The following is a 22,883-nucleotide window of genomic DNA, read 5'->3' on the forward strand; positions in this document are numbered from 1 at the left end:
AACAGTTGTGGCGCGCCTACCGGACCGCGTTGTCAACAGTGAAGGGAGTGCGCGTGGTCGACGTGGACGTCGATCACGCGGTGCCGGCTGAACCACACTCACCCCACCGGTTCGAGGGGCGTGGGATGCGCTCGGAAGCAGGACGACGGGCCGTTGGCCGGGTGACGAGTCACCTCCTCAGAAGACGTCTGATTCCTGCCACCGCACGCAGCGGGGCCGCTCACCGGTCTTCCTGAACTCATGAACCGCCCGACGGACCACGTCGAGCGGGAGCACCGCGTCAGCGGGGAACACGACGGGGACGTGCTTGTCCAGATACAACACGGGCGCGTCCCGCACGGGCTGGTCGGTCGTGGTGACCCAGGCGCCGGCGTGCTCGTCGCCGGGGCGGTCGGGGTCATCGCCCATGAAGGAGATCGCCCCGACCTGGGCGGCCCCGTCGAGGTCGATCTTGAGTTGATGGTCGGGCTGGTTGAGGGGACCGAACGTCGGTCGTTGCCTGGCGTGGAGCACCGGAGGGTTCGGCTGCTCATGCCCGGCGATGTAGTCCAGCAGCTCGTCCAGTTCGGCGCTGGTGCGGACGACGGTGGGCTCGTCGGAGTCCCGCTCGTCATCGCGGTGGTAGTACACGTCAAGGGTGTAGCTCACGAGATGGTCCTTCCACGGAAGACCCGGGTCTGTTTCGGATCGCGCACGATCAACGTCTGGCTGGGTAACAGCAAGATCGGCAACAACGCGAGACAGGACATCGGCCCCGGCACATCTCGTTGTTGATCACCAGTTCCGCCGCACGCCTGGAGAAGGTCATCGCCGACCTCGGAGTGGAGCTGGGGCCCCGGGTTCACCGTGGCTACCCGCACATCCTCCTCGGCCGCGACCACTGACCAACCACCCCGGCGAGCTGGGCCAGCCAGCCTTCCTCCCGGAAGCGGGGAAGGCGGGGCCGGGCAGTCAACCAACGCCCAGCCCCGCCCTCAGCTCCGGACCGCACTCAGCTCAGGTCGAGCCGCCCAGCCTTCACCGAGTCGACGAACGCCGTGAACGCGGCCGGCGCGAACACCAACGCCGGCCCGGCCGGGTTCTTCGAATCCCGCACCGCAGCCACCTCAGCCACAGACGCCACCTCGACGCAGTTGTCGTTGTTCGGGCTCCTGCTCGACTTGCGCCACCTCGTGACTGCTGAAGTTGCTGACTCCCGCATCGCAACTGCTCCCCTCGACCCGAGTTGGGCCTGATGGTGCCCCACGGCAGGTTGTCGAACGAGGGGCCAAACGACTGAGGGCGGGGACCGTCGGCCCCCGCCCTCGGTGCACACTCGCAGTCAGCTCAGGTCGAGCCGCCCAGCCTTCACCGAGTCGACGAACGCCGTGAACGCGGCCGGCGCGAGCACCAACGCCGGCCCGGTCGGGTTCTTCGAATCCCGCACCGCAGCGACGTCCGCAACGGACGCCACCTCGACGCACTGCATGCCGTTGCCAGTGGAGCGGCTGGACTTCCGCCACTTCACGTTCAGCACAGATGCTGGCATCCACATCACCGCTACTCCCCTCGACCCGAGTCAGACCCGATGGTCCCCCACGGCAGGTTGTCGAACGAGGGGCCAAACGACTGAGGGCGGGGACCGTCGGCCCCCGCCCTCGGTGCACACTCGCAGTCAGCTCAGGTCGAGCCGACCGGTCTTCACGGCCCCGATGAACGCCGTGAACGCAGCCGGCGCGAACACCAACGCCGGACCGCTGGGGTTCTTCGAGTCCCGAACCCCTGTCACGCCGGACAGGTTTGCGACCTCTACGCAGTTCGCCGACCCATTCTGGCTGCGACTGCTCTTACGCCAGGCCACGCCACTCAGGTCCAGCTCGACCATCGCGCTCCCCTTCACATCAGGACTGGGGCTCCGAAGCCAGGCTACTAACAGCGAACCGCATGTCTGTCCCCTGACCGCACCAACCCTGACGACGACACCGAGCCAAGACGGTACGTTGAAAGACGGCGGCGGGGGCCAACGCGTCTGGCCCCCGCCGTCAGTTCACATCTGGGTCAGTGTAGGTCGAGCCGGCCCTGCTTCACGGTGTTGACGAACGCGGTGAAGGCGGCCGGCGCGAACACGAGCGCCGGACCGGACGGGTTCTTGGAGTCACGCACCGCAGCAACGTCTTCGACAGACGCCACCTCGACGCAGTTGCCGCCGTTGCCTGAGGAACGACGGGACTTCCTCCATGATGCATGGGATAGGTCCAGGTGAGGCATGCGCCCCCCTTCTGGTCAGTAGGGTTACAGCTCAGCCATCACCCTACTGACCAGGGAGATCGTCTCCTGAGGAGGCAGGGCCAGCTCACGCAACCGCTGGTAGATCCAGCCATATCGCTCGACTGCGGCAGGAAGATCCGGATACAAGCCCCCGCTGTCTTCCTCAAGGAAGACGGTCGTGATGCCGCTTCCACGAGGGAAATGCAGCATGGCGAAAGAGCCTGTCATGGCCGGGTGAGCACCTGCGGCGAATGGCAACACCCGGACAATGATGTTGGGTCTTTCTGCGAGTGCGGCAAGATGGCGCAGTTGCTCCCGCATGAGGTCGACCGATCCCACAACTCGCCGGATCACTGCTTCGTTCAGGACGACATCGATCTTCGGCGGCGTGGCTGCCGACAGGCGCTGCTGGCGTTCAAGGCGGAACGCAATGAGCTTGTGAAGCTCTTGAGCTGGGAGTTCAGGATGAGACGCCAGGGTGACGGCCTCGATGTATCGGGCGGTCTGGAACAAGCCCGGGACGAACTCGGCCTCGTAGTACCAGACCTCTGAAGCATCGCCTTCCTCTGCGACGTACCGCTCGAACCAGTCAGGCATGGTGTCCTGATAGGCGGCATACCACCCACGATCCTCGGACTCCTCCGCGAGCCGCACCAGGTGATCCTGCATCGGAGCGCCGACCCCGTAGGCCTGACAAAGGAGCCGCACGGTGCGAGGCAGGATCGTCTGCTTCCCGTTCTCGATTCGACTGATGCTGGCTCTACTCAACCCGGTCAGGGCCGCAGCCTGCTCCAAGGTCTTGATGCCCGCCGCGCTCCGGAGCTGGCGTAGCTCCCGTGCAAGCTGCCGGCGACGCACCGCTGGCCCTGGCTCGATCGTCATGCCCTCTCCCCTCGTGTGAACGACGACAGTTTGCCTGGCAGCGGTAAGCACAGTAGTGAGTTCGCCCACTTGGACGATCGTTCCATGCACGTTCCACGGAGTAACGTTGCACCGGTCAGTGAGAGGGGACACCTGCCCTCCAGCCCTCCTGGGTTTCGCTGGTGAGACAGGTCCACTCTCAGCGCCTCCGCGCCGTCGCCCCCCTCAGGCAGCACATGGGAGGTCTTCCCGTGATCCAGCTCGTCACCTGCGGCAGTCTTGCAGCACTCCTCGGCGGCCTGATCTTCGCCATGGCCCGACCCGTGCCGGCCCAACCCGTCGGCACGCCCCCATCCCTGCCCCGCCACGCCCTCCGACCCCACGGCGGCGGTGTGCCCGCCTCCGACCTCCTCCGCCGTCACCAGTGGACCCGTCCACTCCGGACTCGCCGCGCCAGAAGCGACAACACCGAGGCCTCGGCCGAGACTCAACGCCTGATCGAACGCACCCTCGACCGGCTTCACCGCCTCGGCCCCACCCCCACCTACGGGTCCGACCCGGAGGCCACCACACCCCTGCCCGTGCTGCGGGAGGGCTAGCCATGGTCGTGAAGTGGCGCCCCCCGCAGCCGTTGAACTCCACCCGACACCTCGTGCGGCTGTTCCGCATCGAACGCGGCCGCCGCGTCCTGCGTTTCGAACACACCGAGCCCGAGGACGACGACTACTGGCACATCGTCCCCGGCGGACCCGAGGTCTACGCCACCGCCTACGCCCACGCCTACTTCCTCAAACACCACATCCCCGCCGGACAACGCTGGATCATCGTCGTCGACGTCCTCCCCACCAGGCAGGGCGACAGCCCCCAGCGGTTGTGCGAGGTGCACCTCACCGTCCCACCCGAGGACGACATCGCCGAGAAACGCATCGGCCCACCCCAACCGATCCTCAGCTACCTCCTCCGCACCCCCTAACCAGCCCCGGCCCGGCCCAGCGCGACGCGCCCCGACCGCACCCCACGCGCCGGGCCTCCCCAGGGGTGGCGGGGACCGGCCCCCGGACGACCACGTCCCGGCCCCGCCACCCCCACCCCATCTCGCTCCTCATCTCCCAGGCCCATCCACTCCTGGAGGCTTCCCGTGACCACCACCACGCACCAACCCCCCATCCCCTCAGGCCTCCCGTGGGTCGCCCACGCCGGCCAGCTCCACGCCTACCCCCGCACCACCCGACCCCACCCCATCACCGTCACCACCTTCTGCGGCCTCGCCCTCCTCATCACCGAGCCTCAACCCGACACCCCGTTCCCCCGGTGCGAGGAATGCCAACACCTCGCCCACGTCATCGCCGGCTGGCAGGCCACCCACGCCGCACACACCACCACCCACGCCGAACGCACCACCCCGCAACCCACCCCGCACGCCTACGGGGACCGCCCACCCTGCCGACGCGGCTACGACCTCTGACCCTGACCCGACCAGCACCGAAAGCCCCTTGTCGTGCTCACCACCAGCGAGTTCGGTCTCGCCCTGGCCGAAAGCATCGCCCTGACCGCACCCCTGCGCCTCCAACACTGGAACCAGTGCGTGAGGGTCGTCTGCTACGCCTGCGCCCGGGACAACACCATTCCCTCGCCGCCGCCTGGGGTCTCTGTGGTCGACGACTCCCACTTCCAGCCCGGCCCACCCCTGCCGGAGCGCCACCGGCTCACCTGGTTCCTGATCCTGCTGCTCCTCCTCGCCGCCGGCCTCAGCCTCGCCTGACTCCCCTCTGACACTGAAAGCACCGATCCCTGATGCGACGCCCCACGAAAATCCTTCGGAAACTCTGGAAGATCCTCCGCAGGAAACCCTCCACTGTGGACCCTCGGATCCTGATGCCGAACCTCCGGATCCTGCACCACCCCACCCCGGGGGAGGCGGCGGAGTGGGAGGCCTCCATGGCCCCGCTGCGCCGCCGCCGGGTCCGGGTCGTCCTGCCCGTCCCACCCCGGGCGCTACTGGCCTACGAACTCCGCCAGCGCGAACTCCGACAGGACAACGTCAGCCAGCGCACACACGGCCAGTCCCGTCGCTCCTGGTGGAGGCGAGGCCGGTGACCACGTTCGTGATCAACCTGGCCGCGATCGCTGTCGACGTCGTCATCATGTCCTGGCTGCTGCTGCCACCCGTGTTCCGCCGGGCCGCCCAACTCTTCCGTCGGGTCCGCAGGGACCTCCGCCGCTGGAACCACGAACGCCGACAACGCAGGGACGAGTCGCAGACCATGAGGAGCACGCGTTGAAGATGCAACCGGCCGCCCGGATCACCGGCCGGCTCCGCCAACAGGTGGCCGCCGACCTGAAGAAGAAGTACGAGAAAGGAGCGAGCATCCGTTCCCTGGCCGCATCCACCGGCCGGTCCTACGGATTCGTGCACCGCATCCTCATCGAGGCCGGAGTCCAGCTCCGCGGACGCGGTGGCGACAGGCGAAGGACTGCCCGCAGGCGACGATGACACCAGTGCCCCTGGCGGTCCCCGCACACACCCGCCCCCACGGCCCTACCGCACGCACGCGAGGTCAGGAAGTGTCGGCCCCGCCCACGCGGGGATGGTTCGACCATGTGTTCGTCCCACCCGATGGTGGTCCAATCGGCCCCGCACACGCGGGGATGAGCCGGACAGCCGCTACCTCGCGATCACCACTCGTCGCCTGGCTGCTGCTGCCACCCCTGTTCCGCCGCGCCGCACAACTCTTCCGCCGAGTCGCCCAGGCCGCCGCCATGGCCTACGCCGACGGAGAGACCGGACGCGCCTGGTGCGTGACGGGACCGCGCGCCGCCCGCGCCGAGGCCGCTGCCTTCTCGTCGGCGGTGGCCAGCCAGAAGAACACCGGTGGCAGGAGCACCTCGATGACCGTCAGGACGACCTGGAACCAGTGGGGCTGGCCGTACACGACCATCGAGAGGAGCCGGCCGACCGCGCCGAGCAGGAAGATCCCGGCGAGCCACCGCACCGCGCTCGCCGGGATCGGCGACCGCCGGGCGGCCCAGATCCACGCGAGCCCGTACCCGAGGAAGATCGCGTTGTAGAACCGTTCCCTGCTGTCGACCGTCGCGCCGGTCCACCCCTCGCCCGGCACGGAGTCGATGCCGAGAGCGAGGTGGGCCGCGCCGATCAGCACGCAGGCGACCCCCATGGCCAGCATGAGCCCCCGGAGAAACCTCGCCATGTCCCGCCCCTCCCGCTAGTAGACACGCATCTACTAAGCGGCGAAGCTACGTCGGCCGACGGGAGCTGTCAACTAGCGTGGGCGGCGTGACCAAACGCCGCAGACTCGACCCCGCCGAGCGCCGCGCCGAGCTGCTGGACGTCGGAGCGCGGCTGTTCGCGGCGAAGCCGTACGAGGACGTGTTCATGGAGGAGATCGCCGAGCGGGCCGGCATCTCCCGCGCCCTGCTGTACCGCTACTTCCCCAGCAAGCGCGACCTGTTCGCCGCGATCTACCAGCGGGCGGCGGACCGACTGGTGGCGGACGTGGAGTTCGACCCGTCCGCACCCGTGGCCGACCAGGTGTCCGACGCGATCGACGCGCACATCGACTACTTCGTGGCGAACAGGAACACGGTGCTCGCGGCGAACCGGGACCTCGCGGGGGACCGCGTGATCCAGGCGATCATCGACGAGGAGTGCGCCACGCTCCGGGGACGCCTGCTCGACACGGTCAGCTTCCCCGGCCACTCCCGGGAGATGGTGTCGGCCGTGCTGACGAGCTGGATGGTCTTCGTCCGCGCCCTGTGCGTGGACTGGCTGGCCACCCAGGCGTTCTCCCGCGCGCAACTCCGTGACATCTGTGTCGGGGCGCTCATGGGAGCCCTGGGGGCGAGCGCCGACCCCGACTGATCCCTCGCGGGTGGCCCGGCTCGCTCAGGCCCGGACGTGGCGTCGGGTGTCCTCGGCCAGCGCCCTGACCCCGGCGCAGAACAGGCGGACGCCGCGCAGGAACTTCTCGTCCTGGTCGTAGGTGGGCGCCTCGGCCATGGTCAGGGGGAACCGTTCGCGGAGATCGTCCAGCACCGCGCCAGCCGCGCCAGCCGCGCCGGCCGCGTCGGCTGCGTCGGCTACGTCGGCTGCGTGGTCCATGGTGGGCGGGGGCGTCTCGCCCTGCTCCTGGAGGACGAAGCCGGTGACGTGGCTGAGCAGCGCGTCGGCCGCGACGATCCGGTGCTCGGCGGGCAGCCCGGCGTCGGCCAGGGTGCGCAGCAGCCGCTCCATCAGCGACAGCGCGCCCGCGCTGAGGGTCTTCGGGCTGTCGGCGAGCAGGACCGCGCCGCCGGGGTGGCGCTGCACGCTCCGGCGCAGCGCCACGAGCTGGGCCTCGACGCGGTCCTGCCAGTCCGCGTCCTCCGGGAGGGCGGCCAGCGCGGCGCTGCCCTCCTCGTAGGCCAGGCCCGCCACCCGTTCCGCCATCAGCGCGACCAGGGCGCTCTTGTTTCGCACGTGGTAGTAGAGGCTCCCGGCGTGCACGTCGAGTCGCCTTGCGACCTCGCGCATGGACAGCCCCTGGTACCCGACCTCGGCGAACACGGCCATCCCCGCGTCGACGATCAGCTCCGTGGTCAGCTTCACGGCCCTCACCCTACCCACTTTCAAACACCGTTTGAATCTCGCGGTCGCGGCGGCTACTGTCATGCCCGACGCTTTCAAACACTGTTCAAAACGGGGTGTGGCGATGGACGCGCTGCTGTTCAACCTGACCACGGCGGCACTGCTGGTGCTGCTGTTCGTCGGCGGGCGGACCCTGGTCGGGGCGGACACGGTGCCCAGCCGCCGCGTCCCCTGGGCCGCGGTCGCCCTGACGGCGGTGGTGCTGGCCGGGGTGGTGACCCAACTGGTGTGGGCCGGAGCCATGGACGCGCTCGACGCCGACCCGAGCAGGACCGGCTGGTGGCGGCCGATCACCTCCGTGCTGATGCAGAACGGCGGCGTCGGCGGCACGGCGTGGAACATCGCCACGATCGCCGTGATCGCGTCCCTCGCCGAGTGGTTCTGGGGCGCGCCGCTGATGCTCGGCCTGTTCGCCGCCGGCGCGCTGCTGCCCAACCTCGTGGACACGCTGTTCGGGATGGCCAGCGTCAGCACGGACCCGCGCAACTTCGCCGGCAGCTCCGGCGCGACCTACTTCCTCGGCGCGACCACCGCGGCCGTCCTGCTCCTGCGCGGCCGCGACGCCAAGGAGCGGTTGCTGTCCCTGGCCGCGCCCGTGTTCGGTCTCGCGCTGTGGTTCGCCCAGGGCAACGCCCACGGCCTGGTCGTGGTCTACGGGTACGTGCTCGGTCTCGTCGTCTGGCTGCTGGTCCGCCCGGTGCTCCGCCCCGAGCGTGACCTCCAGCGGCCGCCCCGGGTCACCGTCGGCACCCTGATCGCCCTGGTCCGCCCGGGCGGCGGCACGCCAGCCAACCGCTGAGGCGCGCCGTTCGTGCGAGCGGCCCGGCCCCGGGCGGTTCAGGCAGGGGTTGGGATCGTGAGCCGCACGCCAGTCATCTTCTCCGACAACGCCCACAGGCGGCGGCCGGTCTCCGGACTGGCCGCCGCCGCTGACAACTCCACCCGCGTCGGCGTGCCGCGCGGCTCGGCCACGACGTCCGGACCGATGAGATGTCCACTTCGGACAGTCGGGTCGGTCGCGGCGTTGAGCTGTGGCAACGCGCCCTGGTCGGGGTTCCGGGCGAACAACGGGTTGCCGATGTGGGCGAACACCACCGCCACAGGCCGGTCGGACCGTTCGTCTGGAGGTCGGTGGCGGTGGCACGCCTGCGTTTCTCTCGCGTTCCTCGCCGGAAGGGCTACGTGGCGGAGACGTCGCTCGTGCGCGCCGGCCGTCGGGAGAACCGGTTGCGCGCCAGGTCGATGAGCGAGGGGCCGCCGACCAGGCACCACAGGGCGATCACGGGATCACAGATCGCGCAGCCCAGTGAGGAGAGGTCGGCGAAGGGGATGATGGGGTGGCCGTTCACGTGGTGGACCACGTCCCAGAGGGTGTGCAGGAGCCAGGCGATCCCGATGAACCGCCAGGACTCCAAGCCCCGGAAGGCGCAGTAGGTGACGAGGATCGTGAAGGCGAACTCCCAGCCGCCGAGGCCGCCACCACTGAGGTAGGCGGCCCCGGCCCCGCCAACCATCACGGCGTTGAACCGACGCCGGTGTGGTTCGCGGATGAGGGAGTTGAGGAGCGCGTACAGGAGGCCGATCAGAATCGGTGTGACGTAGGTCGTTACGAAGGACATCGTCGGGTTTCCGTCATCTCCGGGGACTGGTGACGCGAAGGGATCGCCTCACCGACGGTAGGAGCCCGTCGTCGTCCGGGGGAGTGGCAGGAATGCCAACCACCAACGGAATTTTGCCACCCGGAGTTTCGTCAACCCCGCGTGTCCGTGATGGCGAGAGAAGCCCGTGGCCGTCCTCACCTCGACCCGGCGAGTCTGAACGTCCACACCGGACGCGCTCCCGCTCCGGCTACCACCCGGGCAGGTCGCGTGCCCTGGTGGTGGTCGAGACGACGCCGAACCGACGGACGTGCTGGTCCTGCCCGAACCGGGGCCAGCCGGGATCGCCGGTGCGGGCGAAGGAGATCCACGCCGCGTGCATCTCCCTGGCCAGGGACGCGGGCGGTTCGGCCGGGCCGAGCAGCGCCCCCGGACCGCGCAGCGCCGGGAGGCCGAGGCGGTCGAACACGAACGGGAGTTCCACCGCGTGCGCCGCCCCGAGCTGACCGTCCACAGCGGACGATCGCCAGGTGAACTCGTAGACGTGCGCGCGGCCGTGCGCCTCGGCCATCCGGCGGGTGCCGACGGTGAACAGCGCGTCTCCCATGATCGCCGAGCGCAGCTCGCCCGCGCTGGCGCCGGGCCGCTGGGCCCGGTACGCCGCGACGAGCGCGTCGGGATCGCGGTGCGCCCGGCCGGCGACCTCCCGGACGTCCTCGTCGGTCGAGGTCGTCAGGTTTCCCTGCGGCGCGAGGTAGAGGTTCCCCTCCTCGGTGTTGGAGCCGACGAGGAGGTCCACCTCCGCCAGGCGGGACTCGGCGGGCTGCCGCTCCAGCACGGGACCGAACGGGCCGAGCCGCAGCAACGGGTCGAACCGGTCCGCCACGCGGAGGTCCAGCCCGCTGAGCTGGGGCGTGACCTCGACGAGACGGTCGTCGGGAACGGAGGCGAAACCGGCCGCCGACGGCTCGACACCGAGCGCGGTCGCGGCGGCGCGGGTCACCAGAGCCGCCTGTTCCGGGAGGAGCGCGCCCATCCCGTTGCCGCTCTGCATGATCGCCCGGTGGAACAGCCCCTCCGCCTCGGGCATGGCGAGGATCGCGCCCACGATCGTCGCGCCGGCGGACTGGCCGAACAGCGTGACGTTGTCGGGGTCGCCACCGAACGCCGCGATGTTGCGCCGCACCCAGTCCAGTGCGGCGATGACGTCGAGCATCGCGCGGTTGCGCGGCGCGCCGGGCAGATCGAGGAACCCCGCGATGCCCAGCCGGTAGTTCACCGTCACCAGGACCACGCCGTCCCGGGCGAAGGCGCTGCCGTCGTACAACGCCGCCCGGTTGGAGCCGGACAGGAAACCGCCGCCGTGCACGAACACCATCACGGGGCAGTTCTCCGCGTCGCGTGGCGACCAGACGTTAACGGTGAGGTAGTCCTCGCCACGGACCCAGCCGGGGCCGAAGAACGGTGTCATGTCGAGCGCCCCGAACCCGTTCCTGCGCGCTTGGGGCGCGGTCGGCCCTGGCTCGGTGGCGTCGCGGACACCCGACCACGGCTCGTGCGGCTCCGGCGGGGCGAACCGGGCGGCGCCCCGCGGTGGTGCCGCGTAGGGGATGGAAAGGAAGTGACGCACGTTTCCTGTGAGGCCACCACGCACGTCTCCCTCGGTGGTGGTCACGATCGGATCGGACACCTGGGTCTCTCTTCTCCTGTTCTCAGCGTCCACTCTCACAGTCCGCTCTCAGCGTTCGCGCTGGAGTCGGGAGAACGCGGCCCACTCCTTGATGGCGAACTTGTCGCCCTTCCGCACGACCTCGGCGGCTCCGTGCCCGCCCAGGTGCGCCGGCAGCACGAGCGCGTTGGTGTCACTGGCCTCGCCGAGCACGCGGCGACGGGTCGCCCTGGCTTCCGCGGGGTCCTCGCAGAAACAACTGTTCGTGTCGGGCTCGACGAACTGCAACGGGTTGTGCAGCATGTCGCCCACGAACAGCGCCCTGTCGCCACCCGACGCCAACGTGAGCACCGAGGAGCCCGGCGTGTGCCCCGGAGCGAGGTCCAGGCGCAGATTCCGGTCGATGGTGTGGCTGCTGCCCTCCCAGAGCTGGACCAGCCCCGCCTCGAACACCGGGGCCACGCTGTCCTCGAACACGGCCTGCCAGCCGCTGACCCCTCCCGGCCGGTTGTCGTTGGCGGGGTTCCAGAAGTCGAACTCCACCTTGGACACCAGGTAGGTGGCGTTGGGGAAGGTCGGCACCCACGTGTCGCCGTCGAGCCGGGTGTTCCAGCCCACGTGGTCCACGTGCAGATGCGTGTTGACCACCAGGTCGACGTCCTCGGGTCGCACGCCCGCCCGGGCGAGGTTGCCGAGGAAGTCGGTGTCCAGGCGATGCCAGCGAGGGTTGTCCGGCCGCTCCTTGTGGTTGCCGGCCCCGGTGTCCACCAGGATCGTCCTCCCCTCGCTGCGCAGCAGCCAGGTCTGGATCGCGGAGACGCAGACGTTCGCGCTGGGGTCGAGGAAGTCCGGCGCCAGCCAGGACTCGTTCTCGCGCCAGGCGTCCTCCGGCGCCTCGGGGAAGAAGGTGGCGGGTGGCAACGACGATCCGTAGATCTCGACGACGCGGGTGACGCTCACGTCACCCAACACGATCTCCTGCATGCGCCCAGCCTGCACGCTCGCCGGACCCGGAGCCAGCCTCGGGCGTGCCTACCACTGGCAGGGTCAGGCACGCCGCCCCCGGCCTCGGGCATAGTGGGGTCGTGACGGTGACGGGGCAGCTCGGAGAGTTCCTGCGGGCGCGGCGCGCGCGTCTGCGTCCTGAGGACGTTGGCCTGGGCGCGCTGCCGGGGCGACGGCGCGTGACGGGCCTGCGCCGGGAGGAACTCGCGCAACTGGCGGGTGTCAGCGTCTCGTACTACACGCGGCTGGAGCAGGGGCAGTCGGTCAACGCCTCCGACGCCGTGCTGGACGCGCTGGCCGGCGCGTTGCGCCTGGACGACCACGAGCGCACGCACCTGCGGGAACTCGCGTCGCGGCGCCCCCGCCCGCTCCGGCGTCCCCCGGCGGAGCGCGTCAACGCCATGACCCTCGACCTGGTGCGCTCGATGGAGAACGTGCCCACGCTGGTCCTCGGCCGCCGCACCGACGTGCTGGCCTGGAACCCCCTCGGGCACGCCCTGCTCGCCAGCCACCTCGACCCGACGGCCCCCGAGCGGCCCGCCGACCGACCGAACGTCGCCAGGATGCTGTTCCTCGACCCGCACTGCCGGGACCTGTACGTGGACTGGGACCGCAAGGCGCGCGGCGTCGTGGCGAACCTCCGACTGATCGCCGGCCGGCACCCCGAGGACGCCCTGCTGGCCTCGCTGGTCGGGGAGCTGTCCGTGAAGAGCCCCGAGTTCGTCGCGCTGTGGGGCGACCACCGGGTCAAACCCTGCGAGGGAGCGACCTACCGGCTCCGACACCCCCTGGTCGGCGAACTCACCGTCACGCAGCAGGCGCTCTCGTTGCCGCACTCGCCAGAACAGTCGGTGCTCGTCGTCACCGCCGAGCAGGGCTCCAGCTCCCAGGACACGCTCAGACTCCTGGGGCGGTTCACCGTCACGAGCTGACAGCGGCCTCGCACCCCGTGTGACGGTCGGGCCGATACCGGCGTACCAGTGCCGCCACGCCCCCGAACCTGGCTTCTCGTCTAGGTTGGTTGGTGCCGCGATTGATCCCGGTGGCGGCGGTGTCCATTCTGGTCGCGAGCACGCGCCGCACCGGAAGGACCACCGTGTCCGGACCGCACAGAAGTGATCACTCGTCTGTGGACGACGGAGTGGTGACAGACCACGTCGGTACGTCAGCCCGTCCGCCGCGACCATCCCGGAGCGACAGTCCGACGGCCCGGCGGTCCGACAGTCCGGCGGTCCGACAGTCCGGCCGTGCTCCCGACCGGGTCCAACCAGGCGGTGGCACCGCGTCGCCGGTCGTCGTGACGCCGACGACCAGGCCCCGCCGCGACCGCTCCGACGCGCCGGCGCCCCCGCGCGGGGCGCCTGACGGGCGAGGCAAGGAGAGACGGGTGTTGGGACGACACAGGAAACGCACGCGGCGGGCCGCGGGGCGCACGGTCGCGGGAGTCTCCGCGGCGGCGGTGCTGGCCGTGGTGCTCCCCGCGCCGAACGCGGGCGCGGCCGAGGCCGCCACCGGCCCCACCAACTCCATCACCGACGTGGCCGGGATCGAGGTGGGCCAGTACACCGACCGCACCAACGTCACCGGCACGAGCGTGCTGCTGATGAAGGAGGGCGCGCAGGTCGGCGTCGACGTGCGGGGCGGCGTCCCCGGCACGGTCAACACCGACGCGCTCAACCCGGTCACCTCGCAGTCGGCGTTCCACGGGCTGGTGCTGTCCGGCGGGAGCTGGGCGGGGCTGTCCGCCTACGACGGCGTGGTGCAGTACCTGCGGGAGCAGAAGGTCGGGCACGTCTACGCGGACGGCAAGACCCTCCCCGGCGTCGCTGGCGCGATCATCTACGACCTGGAGCAGGGCGCGGACTTCGCCGGCCAACTGGAGGTCACGCCGGACAGGAAGTTCGGCTACGAGGCGGCGAAGGCCGCGAAGTCGGGCCCGGTCGAACAGGGCAGCGTCGGCGCCGGCACCGGCGCGGGCACGGACGGCCCCGGCATCCGCCTCAAGGGCGGCGTGGGGACCGCGAGCGTGAACCTCGGCAACGGCATCACGGTGGCGTCGTTCGTCGTGGTCAACTCGTTCGGCAAGGCCTACGACGAGACGCGGGGCTGCGAGCTGTACTCGTTGCACCTGGAGGTCGGGAACGAGTTCGGCGACACCCGCCGCCCGCCGGAGGGCTGCAAGGCCACGGTGCCCTCGGCGAAGCCGGCCGACAAGCCCAGCGCCGAGGTGGACAAGAACACGACGATCGGCGTGGTCGCCACCAACGCCAAGCTGACCGCGCCCCAGGTCCAGAAGCTGGCCCAGGTCGCGCACGGCGGGCTCGCGCGGGCGATCCGCCCCGCGCACACGATGTCCGACGGCGACACGATCTTCGGCGTGAGCACGAAGAAGGGCTCCGAGGTCGGTCTGGAGGACTTCAACGCGCTGCTGGAGGCCGGAGCCAACACGTTCAGTCGCGCGGTGGCGCACGCCGTGCTGCGCGCGAAGCCCGTGGCCGGCCGGCCCACCTACTGCCAGACCTTCCCGGGAGCCTGCGCCGGCAACACCCCGGCGAACGCTCCGGCCGAGGGCGCGGAGCAGATCGGCCTGGCCGCGCCGGCGCCGCCTGCGGGCGGTGAGGGTGGCGGCGGCGCGAGCCTGCTGTCCGTCGCCGCGCCGGCGTTGCTGGTTCTCCTCGGGTTCGGCGCCCTGGCGTCCCTGCGCCCGCTCCGTCGTCTGGTCTCCGGCCGGGCGGTCCGTTCTCCCAGCTAGTCCCTTCACGCGCCCGAGAGGGCGCTGCCAGAGCCGGTGGATCTGACGGGGCCGGTGGGCAAGGGCGTTGCCCCTCCCACCGGCCCCGCCCTCGTCCCCGGAGCTGAGAAGAGCAGCTCCGCCCGCCGACCTCGACCTCACCGATCCGTGGTCGGATGGTCACACTCCGCCCTCGAACGAACCGCCGACGGCTCACCGCGCCCTCCCTGACCTCGGTCGCGCGAGGGAGGGCGCCTCGGCGTCCTCCCTGGCAGGTGCTGGTGGCGACCGTGTTGAGCAGGGCGGTGCCGAGGGTCGCCCCGAGTTGCTGGGCGGCGTTGTCGGCCGCCGAGGCCGCGCTGACGTCGTGCGGCCGGACGTCGGCGGTGACCAGGCTGGCGGTCGGGGGCATGACGAACCCGAGGCCGAGCCCGGTGAGGACCGGAGCGGGCGCCAGGTAGGTCGACAGGACGTTCCTGCTCTGCGGCGTCAGCCGGGGCAGGGCATCTAAGTCCACTTTGGACAGAACGGAGAGCGGGCGCCAGGAGTGTTCTCGTCGCGTTCGACGCTGGGCGCAGGGCGTCTTGAGCGCGCGGTCGGCGGGTGGCTGTGCGCCCCGACCACACGGTGGCCGCGCCTCGCTGGCCCCGGCATATCCTGACCCCTCGGGTGGCGCGCGGGGCGCGACCACCGGGTCCACACGGCTACACGCGAGGATGGGGCGGTGACGTGCGCGCACGCGTCGAGGTGATCGGGATCGGTGCGGGTGATCCGGGGCATGTCACGGTCGAGGGCGTGGCCGCGCTCAACCGGGCCGACGTGGTGTTCTTCCTGGACAAGCCCGGCGAGGCCCGTGAGCTGTCGGACCTGCGGCAGGCGATCCTGGACACCCACGTCCCCGACGGCGGGTACCGGGTGGTCCGCGCCGAGGACCCGCCCCGGGACCGCGCCGCCGCGCGGTACGTCGACGCGGTCGCGGACTGGCGCAGCCGTCGCGCCGACGTGTGCGAGCGGATGATCGCCGAGCACCTGAAGCCGGGGGAGACCGGCGCCTTCCTCGTGTGGGGCGACCCGGCCCTGTACGACAGCATCATCGCGGTCGTCGACGACGTCCTCGCGCGCGGCCGGGTGGACTTCGACGTGCGCGTGGTGCCCGGCGTCAGCAGCGTCTCCGCGCTCGCCGCGCGGCACCGCACCACGTTCAACCAGGTCGGGGGCGCGGTGCAGATCACCACGGGGCGGCGCCTCGCGGCGGGATGGCCCGAGGGCGCGGACGACGTGGTGGTCATGCTCGACGCGCACAACGCGTTCCTGCGCTTCGCCGACGACCCCGGGGTGCGCATCAGTTGGGGCGCCTACGTCGGCACCGAGGACGAGATCCTGATCTCCGGCCGGCTGGTCGACGTGGCGGAGCGGATCGTCGAGGCGCGGGAGCGGGCCCGGCGGGCGAAGGGGTGGATCATGGACAGCTACCTGCTGCGCCGAGGGGCGGGCGATCCGGACTGACCGCCCGCCCCGCCGGCGGGGCCGGCGTCAGCGGCGCCAGACCGTGCCCCGGCGCTCGTACTCCAACACGGTCTCGACGCTCTGGGCGAGCCGCGCGCCGAGGAACCGCTCCACGACCCACAGGGCCAGGTCGAGGCCGGACGTCACGCCGCCCGCGGTGATCAGGTTGCCGTCGTCCACGACGCGGGCGTCGATGACCTGCGCGCCCTGGGCGGCGAGGTCGGCCTTCGCGGCGTGGTGCGTGGTGGCCGGCCGCCCCTTGGTGATGCCGGCGGCGGACAGCGCCATCACGCCGGTGCAGATCCCGACGGGCATCGTCCGGGCCGAGGCCAGCCGGCGCAGGAAGTCCCGGTCGGCGATGAGGCGGTGGACGCCGGGACCGTCCTTCTTCCGGTAGCCGCCCCCGGGGACGACGAGCACGTCGGAGGCGTGGGGCGACCAGCCCTGCGCCACCTCGACCCTGGTGCCGTAGGCGCAGGTGACGATGCCCGGTTTCCCCGGCGTGACCAGGGTGGTCGTCAGCGCGCCGCCCAGGGACTTGGCGAGCCCGAAGACGTCGATGGGCGCGATGAAATCCTGCTCCTCCACGCCGTCGTAGACCAAGATCTGGACGCGCAGGGGCTTGGCGGCGGACGGGGACGGGGTTTCGGACGCGGTCGGGGTTTCGGATGCGGACGCGGTTCCGGTCGCGCCGATGATCCCGGCGGCTCCGGCGGTGCCGAGCGCCGCGGCGGACAGAGCCGACGTGCGCAGGAACGAGCGACGTTCCACGATGGCCTCCCCAGTTCGGTTCTGCCCCACAGGTCGCGCCGCGGGGGCCGCCAGTTCCCGGGACCACGACGCCGGCGACGGTGAGGGACGTGGAGCGCGGGGTTCCGACCCTGGCTCCCGCCGTGTTTCCGCTGGTCACGCCGGTTCTCGTCGAGTCACGTCTGTGGTGGGGATCACGGCCTCCACAGAGGACGGGCGCCGTCGTCAGGCGTGCTCGGCGGTATCACGCGTCCACTCTCGGCACGGCTACTACTCTTTGATACCGTGTAGTGGTACTCGGTACTACTTAGTACCAAGAGGGTCGGAGGGAACCCACGATGGACGGCCTGACAGAGATGCTGAAGGGCACGCTGGAGGGCTGCGTGCTCGAAATCATCGGCAACGAGGAGACCTACGGGTACGCCATCACGCGTCGGCTGAACGAACTCGGCTTCACCGACGTCATCGAGGGCACGGTCTACACCATCCTGCTGCGGCTGGAGAAGAACGGGCTCGTCCAGGTGACGAAACGGCCGTCCGAAGTGGGGCCGCCGCGCAAGTTCTACGCCCTCAACGACGCGGGGCGTCAGGAACTCGCGACGTTCTGGGCGAAATGGGACTACCTCTCATCGCGGATCAACCAGCTCAGGGAGGGCGGGAGATGAGCTTCTGGGAAACCATCACAGGTAGTGATCTCACCAGGGTGTGGAAGGGGTTCGAGGCCAGGGCCGCGGCGTTGCCGGACGATCACCGGGCGGCGTGGGAACAGATCAAGGTCCACCTCGCCCCCTACTCGGGCTTCACGGGGCGCAACCTGACGCCGATCCTCGACAGCGCGCTGGGGCTGCTTGAGGAGACGGCGGCAGACGGGCAGAGCGTCGACGAGGTGCTGGGGGACGACATCAGGGGCTTCTGCGCGGCGCTGGCCGGCGGAGAGGGCGCCCCGAGCTACCGCGACCGGTGGCGCGAGCAGTTGAACAGGAACGTCGCGAGGAAACTGGGCCGGCTGGGGGGCTGACGTGGGCATTCGGGACATCATCGAGGGCAAGAGGCAGTGGCGGGCGCACACGGCGCGGGTCAGGGCGCTCCCGCAGGATTACCAGATCGTCTACAAGGAGATCCAGAAGTACCTCTTCAAGGTCGGACCGGTCGACCTTCCTGACGGGCGCCTGCTCTCCGGGATCGTCGACTTCTTCGAGGAGGGCGCCGCGGCCGGCAAGGGAGTCCTGGAACTCATCGGCGACGACGTCGCCGCGTTCTGCGACGACCTGATCAAGGACTCACCCACCTACGCGGACATCTACCAGAAGTCCCTCGGCGGGAAATCCGGCACGGCCGAGAAGTGACACCCGTCGATTCCGTGCACGAGTGCTCGCCTCCGGTCGAAGCGTCATTGTCGTGCCGGTGGGAGTAGCCCGGACCAGTGAGGTTGTGAGGGGGACCGGTGGCGCAGCCACCGGTCCTTCCTCCGTTCCCGTGCGCCACCCACTCCGAGACGCGGGGCGATGCCGGCGGGTGGTCGCCTCGCTGCGGCCAGCGGCCTCACTGGACAGTGGAAGCACGCCCCGTGGGATTCGACAGTGTGGACATCACGGGGCGTCCACACTGTCCGTCCACCTCGGACGCCTGGACGATCAAGACTTGTGGACGGTCGACACGGCAGAATGTTCCGTCGACACACGGTGATCGTTCGTCGGGTTGTCGTCACTCGCCGTGATAGTTGAGATCACAGTGGACGGGGCGGGAACCGGGAGGCCTCCCCGAACGACCTGTACGACGTGGACTGCGGAACCTGCCGTGAGGCGCTCTCGGCCCGAATGGACAACGAGGCGGAACCCGTGCCGTCCGCCGAGGTCGACCGGCACGTGGCGGCCTGCGCCCCCTGCACGCGCTGGCTGGTCGAGGCCGAGGCCCTCACCAGGGCCGTCCGGGTCCGGGCGGCGGAGGACGTGCCGGACCTGGTCGCCAGGGTCGTCGCCGTCGCGCCCCGCCCCCGGCGCGGGCTCCCCGTCAGGCTCGCGCTCGCCGCCGTCGCGCTCCTCCAGCTCATGGTCGCGATCTCCCAGCTCCTCAGCAGCATGACCGGGCACACCGGACACGGAGGGTCGGCGGGGCACCTCTTCAACGAGGGCGCGGCCTGGAACCTCGCGCTGGGCCTCGGCCTGCTCGTCGTCGCCCGACGCGCCGAACGGGCCGGCACCCTGCTCCCGGTCCTGGGGTCCTTCCTCGCGGTCCTCGCCGCGTTCTCCGCGCACGACCTGATCACCGGCGTCACCTCGCCCGCGCGCGTGATCTCGCACGTGCCCCTGCTGGTCGCGCTGGTGCTGCTGTTCCTCGTCCACCGGGCGCACCGACAGCACCCGATCCCCGGCAGCCCCACGGCGACCGGGCACGACGGCGACCACCACGTCGGCCAGGCGGGTGGGACCGACCCCTCCGGCGGCGGGCGGGGCCGAGGCGCCCGTCACCTGTCGCCCACGGCGGAGCGCCGGACCGACGCCGCATGAGCGCACCGTCATCGGGACCGACGGACACACCCGCCCGGTCCCGCCGCCCACGAGCAGGGCGTCACCGGCTCGTGCCGGCGCTGTCGGATCAGGTTGCCCGCCCCCGGACCGGGGCGCGGGACGAAGGACACGGGTGAGGGCATGTCACGACCGAGCGACGACGAGATCACCGGGTGGGCCTTCGCCGCCCGACGGGGCGACCGCGCCGCGCTGGAGCGGTTCGTCAGGGCGACCCAGCACGACGTGTGGCGGTTCGTCGCACACCTGACCGACAACCAGCTCGCCGAGGACCTGGCCCAGGAGACCTACGCGCGCGCCCTGCGCGGCCTCGCCCGGTTCGAGGGCCGGTGCTCGGCCAGGGCGTGGTTGCTGTCCATCGCCCGCCGCGTCGCCGCCGACCACATCCGCGCCGTGCGGGTGCGGCCCCGGCAGGCGGACGTCCCCGACTGGCAGCACGCCGCGGAGCAGTCCACGCCCGCCGGCGCGAGCAGGTTCGAGGAGTACGTCGCGCTCCGCGCGTTGGTCGGCGCGCTGGACCCCGAGCGCCACGAGGCGTTCGTGCTCACCCAGACACTCGGCCTGTCCTACGCCGAGGCGGCCGAGGTGTGTGGCTGTCCAGTGGGGACGATCCGCTCCCGTGTCGCCAGGGCGCGGGAGGAACTCGTGGCCCTCGTCCGCCAGGACGTCGGGCCGGGCGGGCCGCGCCTGGCGATGTGAACCACCAGCGCGTCACGCGGCGTGCTCGGCCCCACCCCACCAGCACGCCGCCGGCGCGACATTCGGGCCGCCGATCCCGGAACGCTGTGGCCCGCACATCAGTCGCGCCCGGCGTGTGCGAGTCTCGGTCAGACGGGGGGGATGAACCCGTCGAGCCACCCCGTACCCCCGCACTGCGGGCACTCCTCCTCAAGGACCGCCTCATCTTCCTCGCCGGTGTCGAAACTGTCCGGGTGGTGCACCCTACGGAGCACGCGCCCGTCCCCGACGAGGTGCTGATAGCTCCGCGTCAGCTTGCCTGTCCCCTCGTTTACTTCGAAGGTGGCGACAAAGCGGCGGCACCGGTGGCACGCGGTCCTGAACGGCAACATGCCGTCACGTCCGCTGACCATGGCACTTTGGGCACATCCTTTTCTCGGGCGGTGGCGGAGGTGCTTTCCCCATCGGTTGTTCCCTTCCTGTCCCAACACGAGTTCCGGTTCCGGCGATTACCCTGCCGTCCTGATGTTCCGTATCGGCCGAGGATGGGCCCCGTCATTTGGGTGGCGCAATGCTCTTTTGGACGATGTTTCGTCTGAAATTTCGGAACTGGGGGTCGCCGGAGTGCGCAGCGGACTCGGGCCGTACCGGGGACCGGCCGACATCGACCGGATCGAACGCGTCGCCGAGGACCTCGACCAGGTCGATCCACTCGTTCGTCGCCGCCGGCCTGAACTCGCCGTCGGGCACCAGGTCGCGCCATCGCGCGATCTTCTCGCCCAGCGCTCGGGGACCCTCGGCCACCGCGGTCGGCCCCGGGTAGACCAGCCATCCGTCGGCGTTCGCGTCGACCTGCAAGGGAACGTCCCGCAGCCACAACGCGCCGAACCCCGCCCGGTCCGCGGCCTGAATGATCTCGCCCTGCCCGGACATCCGCCGGAAGTCCCCGTCGTAACAGCGGGCGCCTGCGCCAACGACGACCGTCGTCGGCGCAGGCGCCCGTTCCCTTCTCGCCCGTTCCCGCTCAGCGACGGGAAAGCGTGGTCAACACGCGCAGGCGATGCCCTTGCCCGGCGCGGTCAGCGGGTCGACCGGCGCGCGGCGCACCCCCGAGGCGTCCTCGACCGCGAAACCCTCCCGCACCCAGTACTCGTAGCCGCCGAGCATCTCCTTGACCCGGTAGCCGAGCTTGGCGAAGGCGTGCGCGGCGCGCACCGCGCCGTTGCAGCCAGGGCCCCAGCAGTAGGTGACCACGAGCTTCGACCTGTCGACCAGCACCTCGGCGCGCTCGGGGATGTCGTCGGTCGGCAGGTGGATCGCCTGGGGGACGTGGCCCTGGTTCCACGCCTCCTCGCTCCGGGTGTCGACGAGGACGAAGTCGGCCACTCCCGCCTCGATGTCGGCGTGGACGTCGGAGACGTCGGCCTCGAACGTGCGACGGGTGTAGAAGTGCGCCTCGGCGACCGCGGGGTCCGCGGCCGGCACCCTGCCGACCTTGGACTCCGGCGTCGCCTGCGGGGAAGACGTCACGGGGTGGCTCCATTCCAATGCGCGCGACTGCGGTGGTTGGTGTTCTGTTCGTCGAGTGTCGTCCGGAGACCGTTCGGCGGTCGTTCGGGTGCGTTCCCGGCGTCGGCGACGGGTTCCCCAGCCTCGTCCGGCCCTGACCCGTGCGTCGCGTGGGCCGGACGTTCCTCATCCCGTCGCCAAAGTAGCAAGCGACGGCGTCCCCCGAACGGCACCGGACGACCCTGGACGACACCGGACGACCCTGGACGGCGCCGAAACCGAACGAACGCGGCCCGGCCGACGCCTCCCGCCGTGGACCGGCGAGCGCGCCCGGGGGCGCCCGGACGCGGGACAGCGTGACCACCGGATCGGCCGCCTGTCACGCGTTCCCCGCTGTCCTCTTCCATCCACGGACCGAAGAGGATGATCTACGAGCAGCGGTTGGACGACGCACAGCGCGTCTTCGTGCGGGGCAACAGCCTCGTCACGGCGGTGGAGGCCGACGAGGACGCCGTGCGGCTGGAGATCAGGGAAGTCCACACAGGACAGTCCATGCGCGACGAGGTTGACGTGGTCGTGCTGGCCACCGGCTTCCGGCGACCTGGGGCCCGGCCCGCACCAGGAGCGGTACCCCCGTTGCTCAAGGCGGCCCTCGCGGGGACGGACCCGGCGTTGGAGGACCAGGTCTGGGCGGGGGAGCTGCCGCGCAGCGAACCCCGGATGACGACGTGCATCAAGTACGCGTACCGGTACGGGATTCTGATGCGGAACAACGCGGGGGAGGTCGCGCACTCGCCGTACTTCCGCTCCTACCTCACCGCCGCGAAGCCAGGGGCGGTGCTGCGCAAGCCGCCAGAGGGCTGGTACCAGTTCGCCGGCTCACTGGCCATCGCCGGGGCGTACCGGGGACCGGCCGACATCGACCGGATCGAACGCGTCGCCGAGGACCTCGACCGCAGGCTCGACATCGTGGTTGTCTGACCACCCGCCCCCACCACGACCGCCACCCGGCCCGTGATCCTTCGGCCCGCCGTGGTGGGGGAGCGGCCACGCTGGGTGTCCGTTGGCACGCCACCGTGACAGCTCGTCACCAGATGGCACCGCTTCACGCGGGCGGGTGGTGACTGGGGTACGTCCAGCACCCACCACCCGGCGGGCC

The 22,883-nt window shown here is 70.8% G+C and carries 34 protein-coding genes; 19 read left to right on the forward strand and 15 right to left on the reverse strand.

Annotated features, from left to right (window positions below):
* Positions 1 to 177 precede the first annotated feature (177 nt).
* The 6 genes from LX15_RS00005 to LX15_RS00030 all read right to left on the reverse strand — a co-directional run bounded on the left by LX15_RS00005 (position 178) and on the right by LX15_RS00030 (position 3,129).
* Complete coding sequence (locus LX15_RS00005) at positions 178 to 648, reverse strand: Imm1 family immunity protein (protein WP_253667328.1); 471 nt, start codon at positions 646 to 648, stop codon at positions 178 to 180.
* 343 nt (positions 649 to 991) lie between these two features.
* Positions 992 to 1,201 carry a DUF397 domain-containing protein gene (locus LX15_RS00010; protein ID WP_253667329.1) on the reverse strand — a complete coding sequence of 70 codons (210 nt, stop codon included), beginning with the start codon at positions 1,199 to 1,201 and terminating at the stop codon, positions 992 to 994.
* Positions 1,202 to 1,321: 120 nt separating this feature from the next.
* On the reverse strand, positions 1,322 to 1,528 hold the full coding sequence (locus LX15_RS00015; protein ID WP_253667330.1) for a DUF397 domain-containing protein: 207 nt from the start codon (positions 1,526 to 1,528) through the stop codon (positions 1,322 to 1,324).
* A gap of 126 nt (positions 1,529 to 1,654) precedes the next feature.
* Positions 1,655 to 1,864 (reverse strand): DUF397 domain-containing protein, encoded by a 210-nt coding sequence (locus LX15_RS00020; RefSeq protein ID WP_191892532.1) that lies wholly within the window; start codon positions 1,862 to 1,864, stop codon positions 1,655 to 1,657.
* Positions 1,865 to 2,037: 173 nt separating this feature from the next.
* Positions 2,038 to 2,247 carry a DUF397 domain-containing protein gene (locus tag LX15_RS00025; RefSeq protein WP_253667331.1) on the reverse strand — a complete coding sequence of 70 codons (210 nt, stop codon included), beginning with the start codon at positions 2,245 to 2,247 and terminating at the stop codon, positions 2,038 to 2,040.
* Positions 2,248 to 2,271: 24 nt separating this feature from the next.
* Positions 2,272 to 3,129: a helix-turn-helix domain-containing protein gene (locus LX15_RS00030; RefSeq protein WP_253667332.1), complete on the reverse strand. Its 858-nt coding sequence runs from the start codon at positions 3,127 to 3,129 to the stop codon at positions 2,272 to 2,274.
* 230 nt (positions 3,130 to 3,359) lie between these two features.
* On the opposite strand from LX15_RS00030, the gene LX15_RS00035 reads away from it, so the two are divergent.
* The 7 genes from LX15_RS00035 to LX15_RS00065 all read left to right on the forward strand — a co-directional run bounded on the left by LX15_RS00035 (position 3,360) and on the right by LX15_RS00065 (position 5,602).
* A complete protein-coding gene (locus LX15_RS00035) occupies positions 3,360 to 3,707 on the forward strand; it encodes a hypothetical protein (protein ID WP_253667333.1) in 348 nt (115 codons plus the stop codon).
* A 2-nt stretch (positions 3,708 to 3,709) separates the two neighbouring features.
* The gene (locus tag LX15_RS00040) at positions 3,710 to 4,081 is read left to right on the forward strand and encodes a hypothetical protein (RefSeq protein ID WP_253667334.1); all 372 of its coding nucleotides are present in this window, start codon (positions 3,710 to 3,712) and stop codon (positions 4,079 to 4,081) included.
* Positions 4,082 to 4,246: 165 nt separating this feature from the next.
* Positions 4,247 to 4,573: a hypothetical protein gene (locus tag LX15_RS32100; RefSeq protein WP_301303775.1), complete on the forward strand. Its 327-nt coding sequence runs from the start codon at positions 4,247 to 4,249 to the stop codon at positions 4,571 to 4,573.
* 33 nt (positions 4,574 to 4,606) lie between these two features.
* Complete coding sequence (locus tag LX15_RS00050) at positions 4,607 to 4,870, forward strand: hypothetical protein (protein WP_253667335.1); 264 nt, start codon at positions 4,607 to 4,609, stop codon at positions 4,868 to 4,870.
* A 113-nt stretch (positions 4,871 to 4,983) separates the two neighbouring features.
* Entirely contained in the window at positions 4,984 to 5,205 is a 222-nt protein-coding gene (locus LX15_RS00055; protein ID WP_253667336.1) for a hypothetical protein, read from the forward strand.
* Complete coding sequence (locus LX15_RS00060) at positions 5,202 to 5,390, forward strand: hypothetical protein (RefSeq protein ID WP_253667337.1); 189 nt, start codon at positions 5,202 to 5,204, stop codon at positions 5,388 to 5,390. The genes LX15_RS00055 and LX15_RS00060 overlap by 4 nt, the downstream gene beginning before the upstream one ends.
* A 2-nt stretch (positions 5,391 to 5,392) precedes the next feature.
* The gene (locus tag LX15_RS00065) at positions 5,393 to 5,602 is read left to right on the forward strand and encodes a helix-turn-helix domain-containing protein (protein WP_253667646.1); all 210 of its coding nucleotides are present in this window, start codon (positions 5,393 to 5,395) and stop codon (positions 5,600 to 5,602) included.
* Between the two features lie 271 nt (positions 5,603 to 5,873).
* On the opposite strand, the gene LX15_RS00070 is transcribed toward LX15_RS00065, so the two are convergent.
* Positions 5,874 to 6,317 (reverse strand): DUF4345 domain-containing protein, encoded by a 444-nt coding sequence (locus tag LX15_RS00070; protein ID WP_253667338.1) that lies wholly within the window; start codon positions 6,315 to 6,317, stop codon positions 5,874 to 5,876.
* Between the two features lie 86 nt (positions 6,318 to 6,403).
* On the opposite strand from LX15_RS00070, the gene LX15_RS00075 reads away from it, so the two are divergent.
* A complete protein-coding gene (locus LX15_RS00075) occupies positions 6,404 to 6,988 on the forward strand; it encodes a TetR/AcrR family transcriptional regulator (protein ID WP_253667339.1) in 585 nt (194 codons plus the stop codon).
* 24 nt (positions 6,989 to 7,012) lie between these two features.
* On the opposite strand, the gene LX15_RS00080 is transcribed toward LX15_RS00075, so the two are convergent.
* A complete protein-coding gene (locus tag LX15_RS00080; RefSeq protein WP_253667340.1) occupies positions 7,013 to 7,714 on the reverse strand; it encodes a TetR/AcrR family transcriptional regulator in 702 nt (233 codons plus the stop codon).
* A 103-nt stretch (positions 7,715 to 7,817) separates the two neighbouring features.
* Here LX15_RS00080 and LX15_RS00085 point away from each other — a divergent pair, with 103 nt between their 5' ends.
* Positions 7,818 to 8,552 carry a hypothetical protein gene (locus tag LX15_RS00085; RefSeq protein WP_253667341.1) on the forward strand — a complete coding sequence of 245 codons (735 nt, stop codon included), beginning with the start codon at positions 7,818 to 7,820 and terminating at the stop codon, positions 8,550 to 8,552.
* Between the two features lie 38 nt (positions 8,553 to 8,590).
* Here the strand turns inward: LX15_RS00085 and LX15_RS00090 are convergent, their stop codons facing one another.
* The 4 genes from LX15_RS00090 to LX15_RS00105 form a co-directional block, all read right to left on the reverse strand.
* A complete protein-coding gene (locus LX15_RS00090; protein WP_253667342.1) occupies positions 8,591 to 8,848 on the reverse strand; it encodes an SDR family NAD(P)-dependent oxidoreductase in 258 nt (85 codons plus the stop codon).
* Between the two features lie 83 nt (positions 8,849 to 8,931).
* On the reverse strand, positions 8,932 to 9,372 hold the full coding sequence (locus LX15_RS00095; protein ID WP_253667343.1) for a DUF6010 family protein: 441 nt from the start codon (positions 9,370 to 9,372) through the stop codon (positions 8,932 to 8,934).
* A 229-nt stretch (positions 9,373 to 9,601) separates the two neighbouring features.
* Entirely contained in the window at positions 9,602 to 11,074 is a 1,473-nt protein-coding gene (locus tag LX15_RS00100; protein WP_372502043.1) for a carboxylesterase/lipase family protein, read from the reverse strand.
* A gap of 15 nt (positions 11,075 to 11,089) precedes the next feature.
* Positions 11,090 to 12,004: an MBL fold metallo-hydrolase gene (locus tag LX15_RS00105; protein WP_253667345.1), complete on the reverse strand. Its 915-nt coding sequence runs from the start codon at positions 12,002 to 12,004 to the stop codon at positions 11,090 to 11,092.
* A gap of 101 nt (positions 12,005 to 12,105) precedes the next feature.
* Between LX15_RS00105 and LX15_RS00110 the strand changes: the two genes are divergently transcribed.
* From LX15_RS00110 to cobF, 4 genes are all read left to right on the forward strand, one after another.
* A complete protein-coding gene (locus LX15_RS00110; protein WP_253667346.1) occupies positions 12,106 to 12,957 on the forward strand; it encodes a helix-turn-helix transcriptional regulator in 852 nt (283 codons plus the stop codon).
* Positions 12,958 to 13,412: 455 nt separating this feature from the next.
* Positions 13,413 to 14,777 carry a P1 family peptidase gene (locus LX15_RS00115; RefSeq protein WP_253667347.1) on the forward strand — a complete coding sequence of 455 codons (1,365 nt, stop codon included), beginning with the start codon at positions 13,413 to 13,415 and terminating at the stop codon, positions 14,775 to 14,777.
* 260 nt (positions 14,778 to 15,037) lie between these two features.
* Positions 15,038 to 15,217 (forward strand): hypothetical protein, encoded by a 180-nt coding sequence (locus LX15_RS00120; protein ID WP_253667348.1) that lies wholly within the window; start codon positions 15,038 to 15,040, stop codon positions 15,215 to 15,217.
* A 268-nt stretch (positions 15,218 to 15,485) separates the two neighbouring features.
* On the forward strand, positions 15,486 to 16,262 hold the full coding sequence (gene cobF, locus LX15_RS00125; protein ID WP_253667349.1) for a precorrin-6A synthase (deacetylating): 777 nt from the start codon (positions 15,486 to 15,488) through the stop codon (positions 16,260 to 16,262).
* A 27-nt stretch (positions 16,263 to 16,289) separates the two neighbouring features.
* On the opposite strand, the gene LX15_RS00130 is transcribed toward cobF, so the two are convergent.
* On the reverse strand, positions 16,290 to 17,033 hold the full coding sequence (locus LX15_RS00130; RefSeq protein ID WP_253667350.1) for a DJ-1/PfpI family protein: 744 nt from the start codon (positions 17,031 to 17,033) through the stop codon (positions 16,290 to 16,292).
* Positions 17,034 to 17,350: 317 nt separating this feature from the next.
* Between LX15_RS00130 and LX15_RS00135 the strand changes: the two genes are divergently transcribed.
* From LX15_RS00135 to LX15_RS00155, 5 genes are all read left to right on the forward strand, one after another.
* Positions 17,351 to 17,677: a PadR family transcriptional regulator gene (locus LX15_RS00135; RefSeq protein ID WP_253667351.1), complete on the forward strand. Its 327-nt coding sequence runs from the start codon at positions 17,351 to 17,353 to the stop codon at positions 17,675 to 17,677.
* The gene (locus LX15_RS00140) at positions 17,674 to 18,030 is read left to right on the forward strand and encodes a DUF1048 domain-containing protein (protein ID WP_253667352.1); all 357 of its coding nucleotides are present in this window, start codon (positions 17,674 to 17,676) and stop codon (positions 18,028 to 18,030) included. Before LX15_RS00135 ends, LX15_RS00140 begins: the two co-directional genes overlap by 4 nt.
* Position 18,031: 1 nt before the next feature.
* A complete protein-coding gene (locus LX15_RS00145) occupies positions 18,032 to 18,358 on the forward strand; it encodes a DUF1048 domain-containing protein (protein ID WP_253667353.1) in 327 nt (108 codons plus the stop codon).
* A gap of 432 nt (positions 18,359 to 18,790) precedes the next feature.
* A complete protein-coding gene (locus tag LX15_RS00150; RefSeq protein WP_308213383.1) occupies positions 18,791 to 19,519 on the forward strand; it encodes a zf-HC2 domain-containing protein in 729 nt (242 codons plus the stop codon).
* Positions 19,520 to 19,660: 141 nt separating this feature from the next.
* The gene (locus LX15_RS00155) at positions 19,661 to 20,236 is read left to right on the forward strand and encodes a sigma-70 family RNA polymerase sigma factor (protein ID WP_253667355.1); all 576 of its coding nucleotides are present in this window, start codon (positions 19,661 to 19,663) and stop codon (positions 20,234 to 20,236) included.
* A 534-nt stretch (positions 20,237 to 20,770) separates the two neighbouring features.
* Here LX15_RS00155 and LX15_RS00160 read toward each other — a convergent pair.
* Entirely contained in the window at positions 20,771 to 21,148 is a 378-nt protein-coding gene (locus LX15_RS00160; protein WP_253667356.1) for a hypothetical protein, read from the reverse strand.
* A 111-nt stretch (positions 21,149 to 21,259) separates the two neighbouring features.
* Positions 21,260 to 21,745: a rhodanese-like domain-containing protein gene (locus LX15_RS00165; protein WP_253667357.1), complete on the reverse strand. Its 486-nt coding sequence runs from the start codon at positions 21,743 to 21,745 to the stop codon at positions 21,260 to 21,262.
* Positions 21,746 to 22,147: 402 nt separating this feature from the next.
* Between LX15_RS00165 and LX15_RS00170 the strand changes: the two genes are divergently transcribed.
* Positions 22,148 to 22,705, forward strand: coding sequence for a SidA/IucD/PvdA family monooxygenase (locus tag LX15_RS00170; protein ID WP_253667358.1), 558 nt, complete (start codon positions 22,148 to 22,150; stop codon positions 22,703 to 22,705).
* Positions 22,706 to 22,883 lie beyond the last annotated feature (178 nt).

The organism is Streptoalloteichus tenebrarius (assembly GCF_024171885.1).
In the GTDB taxonomy this organism is placed as follows: domain Bacteria; phylum Actinomycetota; class Actinomycetes; order Mycobacteriales; family Pseudonocardiaceae; genus Streptoalloteichus; species Streptoalloteichus tenebrarius.

Bases quoted from the DNA above. Each gene is read 5' to 3' on its own strand.
- LX15_RS00105 (WP_253667345.1), bottom strand. From the start codon at position 12,004: ATGCAGGAGATCGTGTTGGGTGACGTGAGCGTCACCCGCGTCGTCGAG.
- LX15_RS00155 (WP_253667355.1), top strand. From the start codon at position 19,661: ATGTCACGACCGAGCGACGACGAGATCACCGGGTGGGCCTTCGCCGCC.
- LX15_RS00095 (WP_253667343.1), bottom strand. From the start codon at position 9,372: ATGTCCTTCGTAACGACCTACGTCACACCGATTCTGATCGGCCTCCTG.
- LX15_RS00070 (WP_253667338.1), bottom strand. From the start codon at position 6,317: ATGGCGAGGTTTCTCCGGGGGCTCATGCTGGCCATGGGGGTCGCCTGC.
- LX15_RS00140 (WP_253667352.1), top strand. From the start codon at position 17,674: ATGAGCTTCTGGGAAACCATCACAGGTAGTGATCTCACCAGGGTGTGG.
- LX15_RS00010 (WP_253667329.1), bottom strand. From the start codon at position 1,201: ATGCGGGAGTCAGCAACTTCAGCAGTCACGAGGTGGCGCAAGTCGAGC.
- LX15_RS00020 (WP_191892532.1), bottom strand. From the start codon at position 1,864: ATGGTCGAGCTGGACCTGAGTGGCGTGGCCTGGCGTAAGAGCAGTCGC.
- LX15_RS00030 (WP_253667332.1), bottom strand. From the start codon at position 3,129: ATGACGATCGAGCCAGGGCCAGCGGTGCGTCGCCGGCAGCTTGCACGG.
- LX15_RS00015 (WP_253667330.1), bottom strand. From the start codon at position 1,528: ATGCCAGCATCTGTGCTGAACGTGAAGTGGCGGAAGTCCAGCCGCTCC.
- LX15_RS00160 (WP_253667356.1), bottom strand. From the start codon at position 21,148: ATGTCCGGGCAGGGCGAGATCATTCAGGCCGCGGACCGGGCGGGGTTC.
- LX15_RS00040 (WP_253667334.1), top strand. From the start codon at position 3,710: ATGGTCGTGAAGTGGCGCCCCCCGCAGCCGTTGAACTCCACCCGACAC.
- LX15_RS00085 (WP_253667341.1), top strand. From the start codon at position 7,818: ATGGACGCGCTGCTGTTCAACCTGACCACGGCGGCACTGCTGGTGCTG.
- LX15_RS00135 (WP_253667351.1), top strand. From the start codon at position 17,351: ATGGACGGCCTGACAGAGATGCTGAAGGGCACGCTGGAGGGCTGCGTG.
- LX15_RS00170 (WP_253667358.1), top strand. From the start codon at position 22,148: ATGATCTACGAGCAGCGGTTGGACGACGCACAGCGCGTCTTCGTGCGG.
- LX15_RS00025 (WP_253667331.1), bottom strand. From the start codon at position 2,247: ATGCCTCACCTGGACCTATCCCATGCATCATGGAGGAAGTCCCGTCGT.
- LX15_RS00055 (WP_253667336.1), top strand. From the start codon at position 4,984: ATGCCGAACCTCCGGATCCTGCACCACCCCACCCCGGGGGAGGCGGCG.
- LX15_RS00065 (WP_253667646.1), top strand. From the start codon at position 5,393: ATGCAACCGGCCGCCCGGATCACCGGCCGGCTCCGCCAACAGGTGGCC.